A 16,746-nucleotide genomic window follows, 5' to 3' on the forward strand; every position below is an offset into this window, starting at 1 on the left:
GACGACCAGTTCAATTGCGGCGCAACAACATCATCGTCGTACCGCTGTTGGCGCCGCCGACTCCGCAGGCGGCGAGTTCGGCATCGGCGACTTGCCGGTCTCCACCCTCACCGCGCACCTGGACACAGGCTTCGTGCAGGTGACCGAAGCCGTGCAGGCGACCTCCGGAGAGTTGACCACCCGCGGTGTTGATCGGCAGCCGGCCGCCGAGCGAGAAGCGCGCCGGATCAGCCACCCACTCCCCCGATTCGCCGAATTCGCAGAAGCCGAAGTCCTCGAGGAAGCAGAGCACGAAGACGCTGAAGCCGTCGTACAGCGAGGCGTAATCCACGTCACCGGGTGTGAAGTCGGTGCGATCCCAGATTGTCGACCACCGCGAATTGAGCCGGGCGATGTCTTGTCCGCCCTCCCACAGGAACCGGTCGTGATGGGCGCAATCCAGCGCTTCGACGACGACAGCCGGATGGTCCAGTTCAGCAGCGTGTTCCGCCCGGGACACCACAAATGCGGTCGCTCCGTCACACGCGATGTCGCAGTCATACATGCACAACGGCTCTGACACCATGCGCGCCCCGAGATAACCGTCGAGGTCGAGGGGGTCGGAGTAGATCGCCTTGGGATTGAGTTTGGCGTGCGCCCGGGTGACAATGGCCACCTGAGCAAGCTGCTCGCGGGTCAGCCCGAAACGTTCCATACGGGAACGGATCTGGAGCGCCGCGAGGTTCGCCGCCGACGCGCCGTAGGGCAGCTGCCAGCCGAGTTGACCTGTTGCCCGCGCACCGGCTGGCACACCGTAACCCCGCCGCCGATCCGCTCCCTGTGCGGTGCCTTCCCAGATGCTGCGCCAGCACAGCACGTGGTTGGCCAGTCCGCCCGCCACGGCGAGCATCGCATCGACGACAGCGCCGAGTTGGCCGGGGTACTCGACCCCGCCGGCCACCCAGTTGGGCCGAATACCCAACGCGTCGTGGATTTCTCGCAGACCCGCCCCAGAGAACCCCTTGCCCGCCATGGACGCGCCCGGATAGGTCGTCAGTCCGTCGATGTCGGCCAACGTCAACCCCGCATCGGCGACTGCAGCGACACACGCATCGACGGTCAGCTCTACCGGATCCCGGCCGAGCCGACGTCCGATGTCGGACTGGCCGACTCCGCTGATGATGACATCGTCTGTCAACCGGCCGGCCATCAAAGCTCCGGGGTGAACATCGGTAGATAGACCAGCTCATCGCCACCGTCATCGCCGGCCTCGAACGTGACGCGTACCGGCATGCCCCGAAAGATCTGGGCGATGTCGACGTCGACGAGATTCGTCAGCACCCGAACATGTTCGTCTTCGACCGGATTCACGAAGGCGATCACGTAGGGCGTGGGAATTCCGGGGTAGAACGGATGATGATTGACCGTCCAGGACTCGACGGTGCCGCGACCCGACAAGTCAACCCACTCCGGGACGGCCTGGTCGTACTGGCAGCGCAGCGTCGGCGGATGGATCAGCCGTTGGCAATCGGGGCAGCGTTGCAGCCGCCACACCCCGTCGGCCCCGGACGTCCAGTACGGCCGATTACCCGTCGTGAGTGCCGGCAACGGGCGTCCACCAGCCGAAGCCTCAGGCATGGCCGTTGTCGTCGTCGACGCCGAAGATGAACCGGTCGGCTATCGCGTGCTCGTTGCGGATCGACATCTCCTGGGCAGTGTTCAGCCAGAGCCCTTCGAAACCGCGCGAGTGCATACCCGCGTGGATGGCGGCGATGTTCTGCAGATCCTGGGTCGGCAGCTCGCCCCAGCCGTCGTGGTCCTGCCAGCGCTCCACTTCCAGCCACGTTGTTTCGGGAATCCCGCCTGGCGCGAAATGTTCCAGTGAAAACATCTCGAACACACAGCGATTCGGGTCCTCGGCGTCCGGAAGCATTCGATAGCCCAGGATGCAGGACTTCTCGACAAGGATCACCAACGTCGGGAAGACGTGCCAGTCACCATTGCCCGCGAAGTACTCCTCGATCGTCATCGCCGGGTAGTCGACACCCTCGGCGAGTGCCAATTCCTCACACATCCGGTGGTAGAGCACGAACGGCGGAATTTCGGTGGGCTCCATGGTGGCAAGTTGCTGAGCGGCGCGGTAATCACGCTCGGTGACGAGCGAGCCGACCTCGAGGTAGTTGTACTGCATGGAGTTGGCGAACACCTCGGGTCGCGCGGCCTGCTCCTGGCGCGCACTGTCCCGATCGCCGCTGTCAGGCCGCGCCGTGTAGACGAATCGCGAGTGGTTCCGGTAAGGGATGGTCGGGGTGTAGGGCGCGTAGACGAATTCCTGCGGTGGTGCGGGTTCCGTTGAGGGACGCGGCCCTTGCGCAGGACGCAGCGTCTGCGGATGCGTGCCGGGCGTGTGGTAACCCTCGATGAACGCGTCGATCACTGTCTTGTAGTTGGCGTCCAGGTTGGTTCGCTTGCGCCACCGAAACCTCATGTCCTGCAACCGGAAAGGTGCCAGCGCGGTAGGGAGGGGGTCGAGCCATTCCAACAGGTCAGGCGGATTCTCGGCCATGCTGATGAAAACCCAACCACCCCACGTTCCCACCGACACCGGACGCAACGACCACTGCTCGCGCGGACGATTGAGGAACTCGTCGCGAGACGGAACGAACGACGAGCGGCCGTCGAACGCATAGCGCCAGCCGTGGAATTCGCACCGGAGGTCACCGTCATCGGCACACCCGGCCCCCCGCACGACTTTCATGCCGCGGTGGGTACAGGAGTTGTAGAAAGCCTTGATACCGGCATCCTTCTGCCGTACCACCATGATCGACTGCCTGCCGATGACGTACTCGTAATAGCTTCCCGCCTCGGGGATCTCCTCTTCACGGCAAGCGGGCTGCCACACGGCGGTGAACAGCCGTTCGAGCTCGAGGCGGAGAAATTCAGGATCGACGTAACGGGTTTTAGGCACGAAGGTCTCGCCGCACGCGTACCGCGGCGGCACCTTGCCGTTCGTCTCGGGTTCGATCGCGGTCATCGTCTACGCCTCGGGTGCTCAGCCGGCGGGCGGCTTGTCGAAGATGTTGGGATACAACACCGCCTCCTTGAACGACGTCTCGATCTCGGCGAAAGCCGTTGCAATGTCCCAGGTGCCCGACGCGGAGACAATCTCGCGCTCCACGACGGGGTTCGACATCAAGCTGATTCGGCCGTTGCCGGCAAAGATGACCCGGCGGTTGAGCCACTCGGACTGATTGCTGGCGAGGTACACCACGGGCGGCACGACGTTTTCCGGAGAGAGCCGCTTGTTCTCCGGCGAGTAGTCCATACTCCCGCCACCCTTGATGCCCTGCGTCATCCGCGTGCCGGCGATCGGCGCGATGGCGTTGGAGCGCACCCCATACCCCTTGAGTGCGTTCGCACAGGAGAACGTCAGGCCGACAATGCCCATCTTTGCGGCCGCGTAGTTGGGTTGGCTCGGCGCACCCTGCAAGCCGGACATCGAGGTGAAGTTGATCAGACGGTATTGCCCGCCACGGTTCTCCCGCCACCAAGCGGCGGCGTGCCGAGTGAGGTTGAAGGTGCCCTTAAGATGCACGGCGATGACTGAGTCGAAGTCCTGCTCGCTCATCTTGAAAACCATGCCGTCGCGCAGGATGCCGGCGGCGTTCACCATGATGTCGAAACCGCCGAGCGTAGCCGCCGCACGGTCGATCAGATCCTTGCAGGCAGCGAAGTCAGTGATGTCGGTGGTGTCGGAGAATGCCTTGCCGCCATGCTCGTTGATTGCCGCGGCCACCGACTCCGAGGGGCCAGCGTCGCGGCCGCTACCGTCGACGTCGACGCCGGCGTCAGACACCATCACCGTGGCGCCCTCGGCCGCCAGACCCGCGGCGACGGCGGCGCCGATCCCGCGTCCGGCACCGGTGACCAGTGCTGTGCGGCCGTCAAGAACACCCATCATTACTCCTCACTCGCGGCGTCGATCCAGCTTACCGAACAGATATACATACTGTGTATAGCTGTTCCGACACCTCCGTCACGACGTGGGCTCACTCGAAACCCCACTCCGCGTATCGGCGCTCGAGCTCTGCCATCGCCTCCCGCCCACCACGCGCGGTGCGCTCCTTCATGAAGTTGAACTCGTCGTCGCGCCAGGAGATATTGGTGAATACGCTGTGCCCCATCGGAACCCAGTCGGCGAACTGAGCCATGCCGACCGCGTTCCAGAATGTGATCAGCGCGTGCTTACCGATCATCAGACCGTCGGCCGAGTGGTGCGCGATCGCGCGCGCGTAGCGCATCGCCTCGTCGTGCAGTCCTTCCACCGGGACGACGGAGGCGGCTACACCCCAGTCCTTCAGCTCGGCGGCTGACACCTTGCGACCTGTGATCATCGCCTCGTATCCGCGATTAGGACCGAGCTTGAGCAGTGCGAGAGGCATTGCCGTCGAGAATCCGGCGAACCCGATCCGAGCCTGCGGACGGGCGAGATACATGTCGTCGGACACGACGAGGATGTCGGCCGCGAGAGCGAGATTCATCCCGGCCCCCAGAGTCGCGCCTTGGCACGCGGCGATGACGGTCTTGGGGAACTCGAGCCAGTTGGTCAAGTGCCGGTGCAAGCGCCGCGCATTGCCCAGCCTGGCCGTCTGCGGCAGTCGCTTGCCTTTGGTCAGCCCCGCCTGCTCGACCGGTAGGCGGCGCACGTCGTCACCGCTGCAGAAATCACCGCCGGCGCCCTCAAGCACCACGACCTTCACATCGTCGTCCGCCTCCGCACGGTCGAGTCGCTCCTTGAACAGGACGTGCATATCGGGAGACAGGATGGCATTTCGGCGATCGGGCCGGTTGATCGTGATCGTGGCGACGTGCGGTTCGACGACCTCGTAACGAACCCAGTCTTCGTCGACCTGGAATTCGTCGTCGGCGCTTGTCGTGGCACCCATACACCTCACCTCTCATCGCCGGCGCAGCCGACTGTACATAAGAACAGTATCCGATTAAGTGTTCAATAGCTGATAAAGTCTGGCGATGCCACAAATCGCGATCACCAGGGAGGTCGATGCGTCGGCCGCCGAAGTCTGGGCAGTGCTGGCCGACTTCGCGGACGTCAGTTGGATTCCGGTTGCGGGCCGGGTCGACATCGCTGGTGAGGGCATCGGTATGAGCAGGTCGATTCACGGCAGTGGCGAAAAGCCGGTGGTCGAAACGCTGACACGTCTCGATCCCGAGCGCAGGGAACTCGGCTACCGGATAGCCGACAATCCGCTGCCGGTAAGCAGATTCGAGGCGCTCGTCAGCGTCGGGCGCGGGCCGGGGTCCGGATCGGAGGTGACGTGGAAGGTGGACTACGAACCGAGCGGCTCCACCGATGCAGATGCCCACGCGGCGCGCCAGGCCATCGAGGCCGTCTACGGGATGATGGCCGGCTGGCTGGCCGACGCCGCCGCGACGCGGAGCTGACGTGACCGACCGTGATTACGGCGTCCCGCTCTCGGCGCAGGACCGGGCTTTTCGCGACGAGGTCCGCCACTTCTTGACGTCGGCGCTCACCGCGGACGTCAGGTCGCGCGTCGAATCCGAATCGGAGCGCCTCGACCGGATGCGCTTGTGGCAGCGCAAGCTCCACCAGGCCGGCCTCGCCGCGATCTCCTGGCCAAGCGAGTTCGGCGGCCGCAGCGCAACGCCGGTCCAACAGCTGATTTTCAACGCCGAGCTCGCCGCGGCACGGGCACCCGAGCCGATCAACCGCAGTGCGATCAACCAACTCGGCCCCACCATCATCCAGTGGGGCACCGACGAGCAGCGCAACTACCTGCTGCCCCGCATCCTGTCTGCCGAAGATGTCTGGTGTCAGGGCTTCAGCGAACCGGACGCGGGCAGCGACCTGGCCTCACTCAGCACGCGGGCGGTGATCGACGGCGACGAGTTGGTGATCACCGGACAGAAGGTGTGGACGTCGAAGGCGCACTACGCCGATCGCATCTATCTGCTCGCCAGGACTGACCCGGCCGCCGAGCCCCGCGACGGAATCAGCTACATCCTGGCCGATCTCGCCACCGACGGCATCGAGGTGCGGCCGATCCGGCAGATCTCTGGGGACGCCGAATTCAGCGAGGTATTCTTCGACGGCGCTCGGGTGCCGGTCGCCAACGTGCTGGGTCCGCTGCACGGCGGATGGCGGGTGGCGAAGTCGACGCTGGGCTACGAGCGGGTCGGCCAGAGTCGTACACATCGAATCGAGCGCCGGCTCGACATCCTGGTCGCGATGGCCCAGGAGCAGAACGCGCTGAGCGACAGTGGTTTTGAAGACACATACGTCACCGACCATCTGGTGCGCTTTACCGCCCAAGTCGAGGCGTTGCGGCAGATCGCGTCGCAGGCGACCGCTGCCGGAGTTCGAGGAGTCAGCCCCGGCCCCGAGGCATCGATGGCGAAATTGCTGACCTCGGAGGTCGACCAGGCCATGGCGAACTTCGGTCTCGATCTGGCCGGCGCTGCGGGCACGTTGGAGCGGGGATCGCCATCCGCTGCGAAAAAAGGGAACGTCGCCCGAAGTTATCTGCTCATGCGGGCTGCCACGTTCGGTGCCGGGACTTCGGAGATTCAGCGAAACGTCATCGCGGAACGATTGCTGGGGCTACCACGTGACCCGTGATCCCGCGCCATCGCTGATCGACATCGCCGACACCGCAGCCGAACTCGCCGAGCTGCGGAGCACCGCCGATGCCATCCTCAGCCAAATCTGGAGCCCGGAACGCACCCGCGAACTGCTCGACGGGCCGGGGCCGGCATTCAACGACGGCATCTGGAAGAGGGTCGCGGAGTTGGGTTGGCCCGACGTCCTCGTCGCGGAATCGCAGGGTGGCGGTGGCGGCGGACTGCGCGAGTTGTGCGTACTCGCCGAGGCCGCAGGCGCTGCCGCCTTGCCGCTGCCGTTGCCCGCGACCGCTGCCGCGGGTTGGTGCGAACAGCGTTGCGCCGCAGGCCTCACGTTGATTCTCGACGATGTCGATGCCACGCTGAGCGAGGGTGAGGTCACTGGCGACTGGCCGCTGGTGCCATTCGGCGGCGTCGCCGACCGGCTGCTCGTCCTGGCGCGACGTGACGAGGAGCCCGTCCTCGGTGTTGTGGACACCAACGCGTCGGGGGTTCGGCTCCGTTTCGAGCAGCCACTCGACCGCCAGCCGGCTGCGGGCTTGTCGCTCGAAGCCGTTCCGCTGCAGGCGATCGCCTCCGGCCCGAGCGCGGTCAGCCGTCATCGCGGAGCGGTCGACCGGGATCGACTGGCCACCGTAGCCGAACTCGTCGGGATCGCCTCCGCAGCCAATGATGCGGCCGTCGAGTACGCGAAGGTGCGGATGACGTTCGGGCGACCGATCGGGGCGCGCCAGGCCATCAAACACCGCCTGGTGGAACAGCGGTCGGTGATCGAGATCGCGCGGGCGCTGGTGAACCGTGCGGCCGACGCGTACGAGCTTCAGCATCCCGACGCCGATGCGCTGCTGTCGCTGGCGGTGTTCTGGGCTATCGACTCACTGCGTCGCGTGCCTGAAGGCGCCACCCAGGTTTTCGGTGGGATCGCCTACACCTGGGAGCATGACGCGCACGTGCACCTCAGACGCGCCGCCACCCGGATCGCGTCACTGGGTTCACGTGCCGAACATCGCGCGGTGGTCGCGCGCTGGCTGCAGTCCCGCTGATCGAGGCCGATCAGCGGTAGTCGAGCACCACGGGCAGCCGGTCGTAGGTGTGCACCAGCGCCGACGGCCTCAGCACGCCCTCGCCGGTGACGCGCAATCCCTTGGCGCGCTTGATCACTTCGTCGAGTACGACGCGTGCCTCACGCCGAGCCAGGGCGGCGCCCATGCAGAAGTGTTCCCCCACACCGAATCCCAGGTGACCGGCCGCATCAGGCCGGTGCACGTCGAACTGCTCGGCGGTCGGCCCCCAATGCTCGGCGTCGCGATTGGCGGAGGCATAGGCCAGCAGCACCCCGTCACCGTCGCGAATCGTGGCGCCGCGGATCTCGACGTCCCGGGCGGCTTGACGCGCCATGCTCATGACCGGTGTCCACCAGCGCATGACTTCCTCGACGGCGTTGTTGCCCACCTCGGGGTCGGCGAAGGCCTGCTCGGCCTGCTCGGGGTGCATGTCGAAACATGCTGCGATTCCGGCGATCAGGCTCTGTGTCGTCTCGCTGCCGGCAGCCAGGAGGGTGAGCGCATAGGTCATCACCTGGATCTCGTTGAACGGTTCCCCGTCGATGCGGACCTGGGACAGCATCGACAGCAGGTCATCGGTCGGAGCCTGAGCCCGCTCTGCGACCAGCGCCATCAGGTAGGGCGCCACCTCGCCGAAAATCGTCTCCATGTCGCCGTCGTCGGCGACACCGCTGCCGACTTTCGCGATCGTGGTCGCCCAGCCCGCCACCTTGGTCCAGTCCGCCTCAGGCACCCCCAACAGATGCGCGAAGACGTAGACGGGGAACGGCTCGGCAACGCGCTCGATCCAGTCGAACTCGCCGTCGGGCAAGTCGTCGAAGATCGAAGCGATCACCTCCCGAACGCGAGCCTCGATCTTGGCGACCGCCGCCGGGGTGAATCGCACCCCGAGCGCCTTACGGTGTGCGCGGTGCTCGGGCGGGTCCATGAAAAGAATGCCCCGGCCCCCGTAACCCTGCGGATCACGACCCTCACGATGGGCTATGAGGTCCATCATGATCGCGATGCGTTCGGACTTGAACCTTTCCGGGCGTGCCGAGATCGCCTTGACATCGTCGTATTTCGTGATCACCCAGAATTGGCCCTGCTCGTACCAGTGCACCGGATCCTTCTCCCGGAGCTCGCGGAACGTTACGTTGGGGTCGCCCAGGTAGAACGAGGCGTCGTCGAAGCGAGCGTCGGACAGCGTCGTGGTAATCGCCATGGTCTGAACAATAGAACAGACTGTGTGGAAGTGTGAAGCCGACCACTTTTCTCGGTGAATGGACATCAATCGAACGAATGTTGTTCAATTGTTCCGTTCGGCAGCCGGCTGCCGCATCAACGCAGGAGCGAACGAAGGGTGACCGACGCCGTGACTCCCTCGGGGTTCCTTTCAGGCGTTCGCGTTCTGCAAACCGGGGACGGCCTCGCAGGATCGGCCGCCGCGGCGTTGCTCGCGTTGCTCGGCGCAGACGTCGGCCTCACAGCGAGCACCGGACAGCGCCGCGCGGGCCCCGTCATCGACACCCGTGGGGGCCCGGCCGCCGCTGTCGAACTGGTCCTGGACCACGACAAGCACTTGCTGGAAAGAGGCAGCCGACCGAACCTCGGGGACTACGACATCGTCATCGCCGACGGCTCCACGCACGAACCGGTCACCGGCGTCGTCCTCGTCATGATCTCCGCATTCGGCGCCGACGGCCCGAACAGCAACCGTTCCGGGGGCGAAATCGTTGCCCAAGCCAGCGGTGGTCTGCTGGCCACGATCGAAGACTCCGACGGAGTGCCGGTCCCGGCACCGGGCTACGTCGCGTCCAAGGCGGTGGGGGCGGCTGCGGCGCTGGCCGCCCTGCATGGACTGGACCGACGCAACCGCGGGGACGGCGAACCCGTCGTCGTCGATGTATCAGCCCAAGAGGCGGTGTTGTTCACCGCAGCGCTGCCGGAGTGCGCGCACGCGCTGTACCGGTGTCCCGGCCGCGCCGGCAGCGGCCGTTACCTAGCGCCATCGGGCTTGTTCGCCTGTCGCGACGGCCTCGTCCGGATCACGGCCGTCGAGAACCATCAGTGGCAGGGATTGCGCGCGGCCCTCGGCGATCCTGCCTGGGCCGCGGGCCTGGACGAACGCTCGGCCCGCATCGAGCATGCGGACTTGATCAACAGACGCGTCACCGAGTGGAGCGCCAACCACCTCAAGGCGCATTGTGCGGCCCTACTTCAGGTCAACGGCGTGCCCTCCACCCCGGTGAATCACCCAGCAGAACTACTGCAGTCGCCCCAATTCGCGCATCGCAACTCGCTGAAGCCGGTGCGCCTCGGGGACCGGGACGCGACCGCGCTAGGTGCACCTTGGTCGGTCAAGCCGGGCGCCGACAGCGGGCGGTCGCAGCCCGGGCTGGCCGGCCTCCGGATCACCGAGCTCACCCACGTGCTTGCCGGCCCCATCGTCGGAGCGTTGCTCGGCGCGATGGGGGCGAGCGTCACCCGGATCGAGGATCCCGCACGGCTGGACATCTACCGCCGCAGCGGGCCGTTCGCCGACGGGGTGGCCGGCACAGAGCGGGGCGCGTACTTCGCCGTCGCCAACCACTCCAAACGCAGCGTGTTACTCGACCCGACGCATCAGACAGAGCAGGTCGCGGCGATCCTTGCCGAATCAGACGTCATGATCGAGAACGTCGGGTCATCGCGATTGCAGCGTTTCGCCGTCGTCCCCTCCGAGCTGGCCGACGCAGGCAAACTGACCCTGCGGGTTTCCGGCTTCGGTTCTGACGGCCCGCTTGCCGGATACCGCGTATACGCCAACAACGTTCAGTCCTACGGCGGTCTCGCCGGGCTCAGCACGGCGGCCGATGGATCACCCGCCCGGCTCGGGACTGTGCTGGCGGATCCGCTGTCCTCGGTCGTCGGCGCGGTAGTCATCGCCGCATGGGCGGTCGGTCCGAGTCGGTCGAACGGCGCAGTGGTCGACCTGTCGATGGCCGAGGTCGTAGCGTCGACGGTGTCGGAATTCCTTTCGGCCGCATCCACCGGTGACGGCCGAACCGAGCAGCTGGTGCAGCGTGTCGTGCACCGGGCCACCGACGACCGGTGGGTCGCTGTTGAACTGCGCGGAGACCAATGCGAGCCGGATCGCGCCGAGTTCGTCGCCAAGCTGGTCGCCATCAACAGGGCTGACGACGCCGCGTACAAGTTGCAGGGCGCCGGGATCGAGGCAGCCAGGGTGCGCCGCGCCGACGAACTGATCACCGATTCGCATCTGGCCGCACGAGGATTCTTCCCTGAAATCACCCACCCGGACCCCGATCTCGGCACCGGACGACTCGTCGGACTGCCGTGGAGGTTCGCCGGCGAAGGACCGATCCCGCTCGCGCCGCCGCCCGCACTCGGCAGTTCACCGGCCCCCTACCCGAGGACAGACAATGTCGACATCGCCACCTGACCGGACAGCAACGGTGTGGGCCTCGACCTTCATCCCGTCGAAGTCACCCTTCTCGGAGTACGGCACCGACGGTTACAGCGTGGCCTGGGTCGACACCGAGGACGCGGGGCGCGTGCAGGTGCTCGTCGACGGCATCCGTCCCACCCCGGGAACGGTCGGCCGGTTGGTCGTCCGAATCGTCGACGACCAGGAAATCGAGATGTTCTCGGCGGCGGCATTGTGACGGGTACCTACATCGCCGGGGTCGGGCTCACTGAATTCGGCAGACACGGTGACGTGCCACTGGCTGACCTTGGCGTGTCGGCAGCTCGAAAAGCGTTGGCGGACGCCGGTATCGGTTACGAAGACGTCGAAGAGGTCTTCACCGCTTCGGCATTGGCGCCACCGCAGACCGGTATGCGGGCCGCGCTCACGCTGGGCCGAACCGGGATTCCCGTGACCGCGACCGAGAGCGCCTCCGCCGGTGGGTTGGTCGCACTGCGGCACGCGGTGTGGGCGGTGGCATCCGGCCGGTGCCGAGTGGCCCTGGCGATCGGTTACGAGAAGACGACCGCGCTGGAACCGGGCGGCGTCGTGCCGGCGGCGGTCGGGTTCTGGGACCGCTTCCCGCCGCAGACGCATTACGCGATCGAGGCGGCTCGGTGGCTCCACGAAACCGGTTGCGGCGCCGAGGTGATCGCGTCGGTGGCCGCGAAATCCCACAACCAGGCCCGGTTGAATCACCTGGCGGCCAGGCGCAGCGCTGACCCGGTGACCGTCGACGACATCCTCGGCGCCCGTACGGTAGCGGAACCGTTGACCAAGATGATGTGCCACGCGTCGGTCGACGGCGGCGCAGCCGTGGTCGTGACCGCGGATCGCCGCGACCGATCGGTGTCGGTGCGGTCGATCGAGCAGACCAGTTGGCCGACCGATCCGGGATGGCCGCTCATCGGACCTGTCGTCGGCCCACCGAGCCAGTTGACGCTCACCGCGCAGCGCGCGTACTCCGCCGCGGGTGTCGGTCCGTCCGATGTCGATGTGGTGTCGTTGCACGACATGTGTGCCAGCGAGGAGATCACTGCTCTGATCGCGATGGGGCTGGCCGACTCGGTGAGCCTGGTGGCGCTGGTGGAGTCCGGCGGGCTAGCGAGTGACGGCGCCCTGCCGACGAACACCGACGGCGGGTGCATCGCTCGCGGGCACCCGATCGGCGCAACCGGACTGGCGCAAGCCGCGGAGATCGTGCATCAGCTCCGCGGGGAGGCCGGTGCCCGGCAGGTGCGCAATCCGCGAACCGGGCTGGTGCAAGCCGTCGGGGGCGGCGGATCGTGCGCCGCCGCCGTACTCACGGTCTGATCACGCGATCGCGCCGCTGTCTTTGAGCGCCGCGATGCGGTCCCAGTCCCCGCCGAGTTCGAGAATGAGTTCCTCGGTGTGAGCGGCAAATTCGGGCATGGGAGCCAGGGTCAGCGGTGTCTCGTCGTACAGCACCGGGCTGGCCACCAGGTCGAAGCCCTGCCCGTCGTGTCTTACCTCGACGATGTTTCCGTTTGCGCGCACCTGCGGGTCGGCTGCCACTTCGGCCGTGTTCTGTACGGGCGCCCACTGGCCGTCGAAGCCGTCGAGTGCCGAACGCCAATGTTCCAGTGGCTGCGCGCCGATCGCGGCACGCAGCACCTCGATTGCCGCGGGCGCGTTGGTGGCGAGCAACTCATGGCTGGCGAACCGTTGGTCGGCAGCCAATTCCGCGACCCCGACCCGGCGACAGAACTCCCCGAAGTACCGGAATCCCTGCAGCATCGAGAGTCCGAGGAACCGACCGTCGCCGGTTCGGTAGAACCCGACCAGCGGGTTGTTCGGCGTGACGTTCGCCCCGGCGGGATTGGTCTGCCAGGGCTCGCCACTCACGAGTGCGGCGTTGACCGCCACTCCGGACGCCCAAACCCCTACGCCGAGCAGCGAAATGTCCACGACTCGAGCATGACCCGTACGCTCCCGCTCGAAAAGCGCCGCAGCGATCCCGCCGGCGATCGTCATTCCCCCGATCGAGTCGCCGTAGGCCGGCCCGGGTTGCGGAACGACACCGTCGACGTCGCAGGGCGTCGATCCCAGCGCTCCGGCCGCGCGGCTCCAGAATCCCGTCATGTCGTATCCCCCGGTGCCCGCATCGGGACCGAGGGGCCCGTAAGCACTTCCGCGCGCGTAGACGATCCCGGAGTTGACCGCCCGGATGTCGTCGACGTCGATGCGCAATTTTTTTCGGGCGTCGGGCAGAAAGTTGGTCAGAAACACGTCGCTGGACTTCGCGATGTCCATCAGTAGCTCGTGACCGTCGGGCGTCGACATATCCAGTGCCACCGAGCGTTTCCCACGGTTGGCGTGCTCCATCACCGGGTTGCGGTCACCCTCGATCTTGATGTGTCCGAGCTGGCGCAACCCGCGCTGCGAATCGCCGGTCTGCGGGTGCTCGATCTTGATGACGTCGGCCCCCCAATCCGCGAGCACCGCACCCGCTGCGGGCACGAACGTCCACTGGGCCACCTCGAGAACTCGCACACCGGACATGGGTCCGCCCATCGGCTCCCTCTTCCTTTCTCGCAAAGCGCGCCGCAGACCGGATCTCGTCAGTGGGTCCGTGATCGGCCGTCAGCTTTCGTGACGTGTGAACAATAGAACAAAGAATGTCTATTTGCGATATGGTTACGGCCGTGGCAGACGCGTTATCCCACCTTCGGGTGTGCGACCTCAGTGGGCAACTGGCGGGCGCGGGCGCAACAAAGATTCTGGCTGCCTTCGGCGCCGAGGTCATCCGGGTCGAGGATCCAGCAACCAAAGGGCTGTGGGATGCCTTGCGAGGGGTCGGCCCCTACGTCGACGAACGCCGGGGCGTGAACCTGGGGGTCGGGTTCAACAACCACAACGTCGGCAAACGCGGTGTGACCATCAACTTTCGCACCGACGAGGGCCGCCGATTGCTGTGCGAATTGATCGCTGTCAGCGACGTTGTCTGCGAAAACTTTGCCGCAGGCGTTCTGGAGAACCGCGGCTTCGGCTACGAGGAACTACGGCGGATCAAGCCCGACATCATCTACGTGTCCAACTGTGGATTCGGGCACAGCGGACCATACCGCGACTTCAAAACATGGGGTCCGATCGTGCAGGCCGTCAGCGGGCTCACGTTCACCTCGGGTCTTCCCGACGCCGAACCCGCGGGGTGGGGATATTCCTATATGGACCACGCCTCGGCGTTCTACATGACGGTGGCGATCATGGCCGCACTGCATCATCGTGAGCGTACGGGCGAGGGGCAGCACGTCGATCTGGCGACGGTGCCGGCCGGGATCGCGCTGCTGCCAACCGAAGTGCTGGACTGGACGGTCAACGGACGCCGCACCGCCGCCGGCGGCAACCGGGCGGACTTCGGCGAGTACGCACCGCACGGGATCTATCCCTGCAGAGGTGAGGATCGATGGATCGCCATCGCTTGTCGCGACGATCGCGAGATGGCGCTGCTCGCCAAGGTCCTCGACGAGCCGGCGCTCGCATCGGACCGTTTCGCCACGCTGATCCAGCGACTGACCGCGGTCGATGAGTTGGACGGCCTCATCGGCGCGGCCACCGCGACGCGCGAAGCACATTCGCTCGCTGACGATCTGGTCGGCGAGGGCGTGCCCGCCAGCGTGGTCAAGAGCCCGCAGGAACGCATCGACGGCGACCCCGATCTCGCCGAGTTCGGACTTTTCCCCACGGTGACGCACGCGGAGATCGGGTCGGTACGGGTCGAGGGAATCCCGTTGAGATTTTCCGCAACGCCCTGGCGGATCGACGAGGCCGCGCCGACGCTCGGCCAGCACAACCGTGCGGTCCTCGGGGAGCTACTGGGCCACGGTGACGAGGAGCTCGCGGAATGGGCTGAGCGAGGTGTGATCTGAGCGCATTGGCCGACCTGCGGGTCGTCGAGATCAGCGATCTGTTCACCCCGATAGGCGGGCGTGTCCTCGCCGAACTGGGCGCCGAGGTGATCGTGGTGGAACAGCCCGGGGGCTCCCCGCAACGCCTGCGACCCCCGTTCGTCGATGACGTACCCGGCGTCGACCGCAGCCTCCGTTGGTGGGGCGGCAATGTCGGAAAGCGCAGCGTGACAATCGATTCACAATCGCCAGCCGGTGTCGAGGCATTGCGCAGGCTGATTGCCGGCGCCGATGTCGTCATCGCGGCAGGCGACCGCGTGGCCGGCGACGCCGTCCGGTACGCCGACGTCGCGAGCACTCATCAAGAATTGATCTGGATCTCGGTGACACCCTTCGGGCTCGACAGCGCGCGCGCCACCCATCCCGTCTCCGACCTGACGGTGCTGGCCGGCGCGGGACCGATCTGGAACTGTGGCTACGACGACCACTCCATTCCGCCGATGCGCGGATCCGGCGACCAGTCGGCCAACATCGGCGGGATGTACACCGCCATCGGCACATTGATCGCGTTGGCGCACCGCGACCACTCCGGGGTCGGCCAACTCGTCGACGTCAACGTGACTGCCGCATGCAACGTCTCCTGCGAGCAGACCACCTACCATTGGCTTGTCAATCAGGCAGTCTGCTTGCGCCAGACCGGACGGCACGCGTATCCGACACCGAGCTCACCAGTGCAGGTGCGCTGCGCCGACGGCCGCTACGCCACCACCGGAGTGCTGCCGCGCCAGCCCGCGGATTACGGCAAGCTGACACAGTGGCTCGACGAACTCGGTCTCACCGACGAATTGCCCGAGGCGGTGTTCCTCGAGCTCGCCGCTTCGCGCGATACGCCCGTCGATCTTGCGTTGATCGGTGAGGATGACGAGACAACCGCGATCCTCAGCGCGGCCAGGGACGCCATCACCCTCATCGCATCTCGACTGAGCGCCAAGGAGTACTTCCTGGCGAGCCAGCGGCGGGGCTTCCCGGCCGGCGCCATACTGCCGCCGGATGAGGGTTTCGACGACGAACACATGGTGGCCCGCGGGATGCACGTTCCCGTCGAGCACGTCGAGTTGGCCCGGACTGTGACCTATCCTGGCGCCCCATACCTGTTCAGTGCGTCAGCGACCACCCGGCCAACACGGGCCCCGTTGCTCGGCGAACATGACCATCTGCTCGACGAGCTCAGCGAGTGACGTCGGAACATCGGCTGACCCACATCGGGCTGTGTGTGAGCGATATCGCCCGCTCAACCGCCTTTTACTGCACTGCTTTGGGTTTCACCAAGATAGGCGACATGCATGTGGAAGATGAGGCGTCGGCCCGGCTGCTCGCAGTCCCAAACCTCGTCCTGGACCTGGTTTACCTCGAACGCGACGGCTTTCGCATCGAACTGCTCGGCTACACCGCTCCCGGCTCCACCGCCCAGCGCGACCCGCGAGCGATGGACGCAATAGGGCTGACCCACCTGTCATTCCGATCCCGCGACGTCGATGCCCTCGCCGAGGCGATCGTCGAACACGGCGGCCGCCTGCTGGCAGATCGGACGGTGCGCTTCGACGGTGGCAACAGAGGCCTGATGCTGACCGATCCGGACGGCAACATCATCGAGCTGATCGAGCATTTTTCCCCTCGCGATGCCGGCTAGGCAGTTAGTCACTATTCGTCCGATTGTTCATTACGA

16 protein-coding genes are annotated in these 16,746 nt (G+C 66.1%); 9 read left to right on the forward strand and 7 right to left on the reverse strand.

Annotated features, from left to right (window positions below; all coding sequences use genetic code 11):
- Positions 1-10 precede the first annotated feature (10 nt).
- From CYU59_RS16685 to CYU59_RS16705, 5 genes are all read right to left on the reverse strand, one after another.
- The gene (locus CYU59_RS16685) at positions 11-1,189 is read right to left on the reverse strand and encodes a thiolase family protein (RefSeq protein ID WP_292991633.1); all 1,179 of its coding nucleotides are present in this window, start codon (positions 1,187-1,189) and stop codon (positions 11-13) included.
- A complete protein-coding gene (locus CYU59_RS16690) occupies positions 1,189-1,617 on the reverse strand; it encodes an OB-fold domain-containing protein (protein WP_292991635.1) in 429 nt (142 codons plus the stop codon). Before CYU59_RS16690 ends, CYU59_RS16685 begins: the two co-directional genes overlap by 1 nt.
- Entirely contained in the window at positions 1,610-3,013 is a 1,404-nt protein-coding gene (locus CYU59_RS16695; RefSeq protein ID WP_292991637.1) for an aromatic ring-hydroxylating dioxygenase subunit alpha, read from the reverse strand. The genes CYU59_RS16690 and CYU59_RS16695 overlap by 8 nt, the downstream gene beginning before the upstream one ends.
- A gap of 18 nt (positions 3,014-3,031) precedes the next feature.
- On the reverse strand, positions 3,032-3,937 hold the full coding sequence (locus CYU59_RS16700; RefSeq protein ID WP_292991640.1) for an SDR family NAD(P)-dependent oxidoreductase: 906 nt from the start codon (positions 3,935-3,937) through the stop codon (positions 3,032-3,034).
- A 91-nt stretch (positions 3,938-4,028) separates the two neighbouring features.
- Complete coding sequence (locus CYU59_RS16705) at positions 4,029-4,925, reverse strand: enoyl-CoA hydratase/isomerase family protein (RefSeq protein ID WP_292991642.1); 897 nt, start codon at positions 4,923-4,925, stop codon at positions 4,029-4,031.
- 85 nt (positions 4,926-5,010) lie between these two features.
- Here CYU59_RS16705 and CYU59_RS16710 point away from each other — a divergent pair, with 85 nt between their 5' ends.
- The 3 genes from CYU59_RS16710 to CYU59_RS16720 are packed head-to-tail and all read left to right on the forward strand — an operon-like array spanning position 5,011 to position 7,682.
- Entirely contained in the window at positions 5,011-5,442 is a 432-nt protein-coding gene (locus CYU59_RS16710; protein WP_292991644.1) for an SRPBCC family protein, read from the forward strand.
- Between the two features lies 1 nt (position 5,443).
- Complete coding sequence (locus CYU59_RS16715; protein ID WP_292991646.1) at positions 5,444-6,637, forward strand: acyl-CoA dehydrogenase family protein; 1,194 nt, start codon at positions 5,444-5,446, stop codon at positions 6,635-6,637.
- The gene (locus CYU59_RS16720; protein WP_292991649.1) at positions 6,627-7,682 is read left to right on the forward strand and encodes an acyl-CoA dehydrogenase family protein; all 1,056 of its coding nucleotides are present in this window, start codon (positions 6,627-6,629) and stop codon (positions 7,680-7,682) included. Before CYU59_RS16715 ends, CYU59_RS16720 begins: the two co-directional genes overlap by 11 nt.
- Positions 7,683-7,692: 10 nt before the next feature.
- Here CYU59_RS16720 and CYU59_RS16725 read toward each other — a convergent pair whose 3' ends face one another.
- Positions 7,693-8,907, reverse strand: coding sequence for a cytochrome P450 (locus tag CYU59_RS16725; RefSeq protein WP_292991652.1), 1,215 nt, complete (start codon positions 8,905-8,907; stop codon positions 7,693-7,695).
- A 138-nt stretch (positions 8,908-9,045) separates the two neighbouring features.
- Here CYU59_RS16725 and CYU59_RS16730 point away from each other — a divergent pair, with 138 nt between their 5' ends.
- The 3 genes from CYU59_RS16730 to CYU59_RS16740 are packed head-to-tail and all read left to right on the forward strand — an operon-like array spanning position 9,046 to position 12,465.
- Positions 9,046-11,127 carry a CoA transferase gene (locus CYU59_RS16730; protein WP_292991654.1) on the forward strand — a complete coding sequence of 694 codons (2,082 nt, stop codon included), beginning with the start codon at positions 9,046-9,048 and terminating at the stop codon, positions 11,125-11,127.
- Positions 11,108-11,350 (forward strand): hypothetical protein, encoded by a 243-nt coding sequence (locus CYU59_RS16735; RefSeq protein WP_292991656.1) that lies wholly within the window; start codon positions 11,108-11,110, stop codon positions 11,348-11,350. The genes CYU59_RS16730 and CYU59_RS16735 overlap by 20 nt, the downstream gene beginning before the upstream one ends.
- Positions 11,347-12,465 (forward strand): thiolase family protein, encoded by a 1,119-nt coding sequence (locus CYU59_RS16740; RefSeq protein ID WP_292991658.1) that lies wholly within the window; start codon positions 11,347-11,349, stop codon positions 12,463-12,465. The genes CYU59_RS16735 and CYU59_RS16740 overlap by 4 nt, the downstream gene beginning before the upstream one ends.
- Here CYU59_RS16740 and CYU59_RS16745 read toward each other — a convergent pair whose 3' ends face one another.
- Positions 12,466-13,686, reverse strand: coding sequence for a CoA transferase (locus CYU59_RS16745; RefSeq protein WP_292991661.1), 1,221 nt, complete (start codon positions 13,684-13,686; stop codon positions 12,466-12,468). It lies immediately after the preceding gene.
- 131 nt (positions 13,687-13,817) lie between these two features.
- Between CYU59_RS16745 and CYU59_RS16750 the strand changes: the two genes are divergently transcribed.
- From CYU59_RS16750 to CYU59_RS16760, 3 genes are read left to right on the forward strand one after another with little or no spacing between them, the layout of a single operon-like run.
- Positions 13,818-15,041, forward strand: a complete 1,224-nt coding sequence (locus CYU59_RS16750; RefSeq protein ID WP_292991663.1) for a CoA transferase — start codon at positions 13,818-13,820, stop codon at positions 15,039-15,041.
- A gap of 5 nt (positions 15,042-15,046) precedes the next feature.
- Positions 15,047-16,258, forward strand: a complete 1,212-nt coding sequence (locus CYU59_RS16755) for a CoA transferase (RefSeq protein ID WP_292991666.1) — start codon at positions 15,047-15,049, stop codon at positions 16,256-16,258.
- Positions 16,255-16,710, forward strand: coding sequence for a VOC family protein (locus tag CYU59_RS16760; RefSeq protein ID WP_292991669.1), 456 nt, complete (start codon positions 16,255-16,257; stop codon positions 16,708-16,710). Before CYU59_RS16755 ends, CYU59_RS16760 begins: the two co-directional genes overlap by 4 nt.
- Positions 16,711-16,746: the final 36 nt, after the last annotated feature.

This window comes from Mycobacterium sp., from assembly GCF_002863225.1.
Lineage (GTDB): Bacteria > Actinomycetota > Actinomycetes > Mycobacteriales > Mycobacteriaceae > Mycobacterium.

Coding starts and splice junctions, on each gene's coding strand:
- CYU59_RS16685 (WP_292991633.1), bottom strand. CDS start 1,189: ATGGCCGGCCGGTTGACAGACGATGTCATCATCAGCGGAGTCGGCCAG.
- CYU59_RS16690 (WP_292991635.1), bottom strand. CDS start 1,617: ATGCCTGAGGCTTCGGCTGGTGGACGCCCGTTGCCGGCACTCACGACG.
- CYU59_RS16695 (WP_292991637.1), bottom strand. CDS start 3,013: ATGACCGCGATCGAACCCGAGACGAACGGCAAGGTGCCGCCGCGGTAC.
- CYU59_RS16700 (WP_292991640.1), bottom strand. CDS start 3,937: ATGGGTGTTCTTGACGGCCGCACAGCACTGGTCACCGGTGCCGGACGC.
- CYU59_RS16705 (WP_292991642.1), bottom strand. CDS start 4,925: ATGGGTGCCACGACAAGCGCCGACGACGAATTCCAGGTCGACGAAGAC.
- CYU59_RS16710 (WP_292991644.1), top strand. CDS start 5,011: ATGCCACAAATCGCGATCACCAGGGAGGTCGATGCGTCGGCCGCCGAA.
- CYU59_RS16725 (WP_292991652.1), bottom strand. CDS start 8,907: ATGGCGATTACCACGACGCTGTCCGACGCTCGCTTCGACGACGCCTCG.
- CYU59_RS16735 (WP_292991656.1), top strand. CDS start 11,108: ATGTCGACATCGCCACCTGACCGGACAGCAACGGTGTGGGCCTCGACC.
- CYU59_RS16745 (WP_292991661.1), bottom strand. CDS start 13,686: ATGGGCGGACCCATGTCCGGTGTGCGAGTTCTCGAGGTGGCCCAGTGG.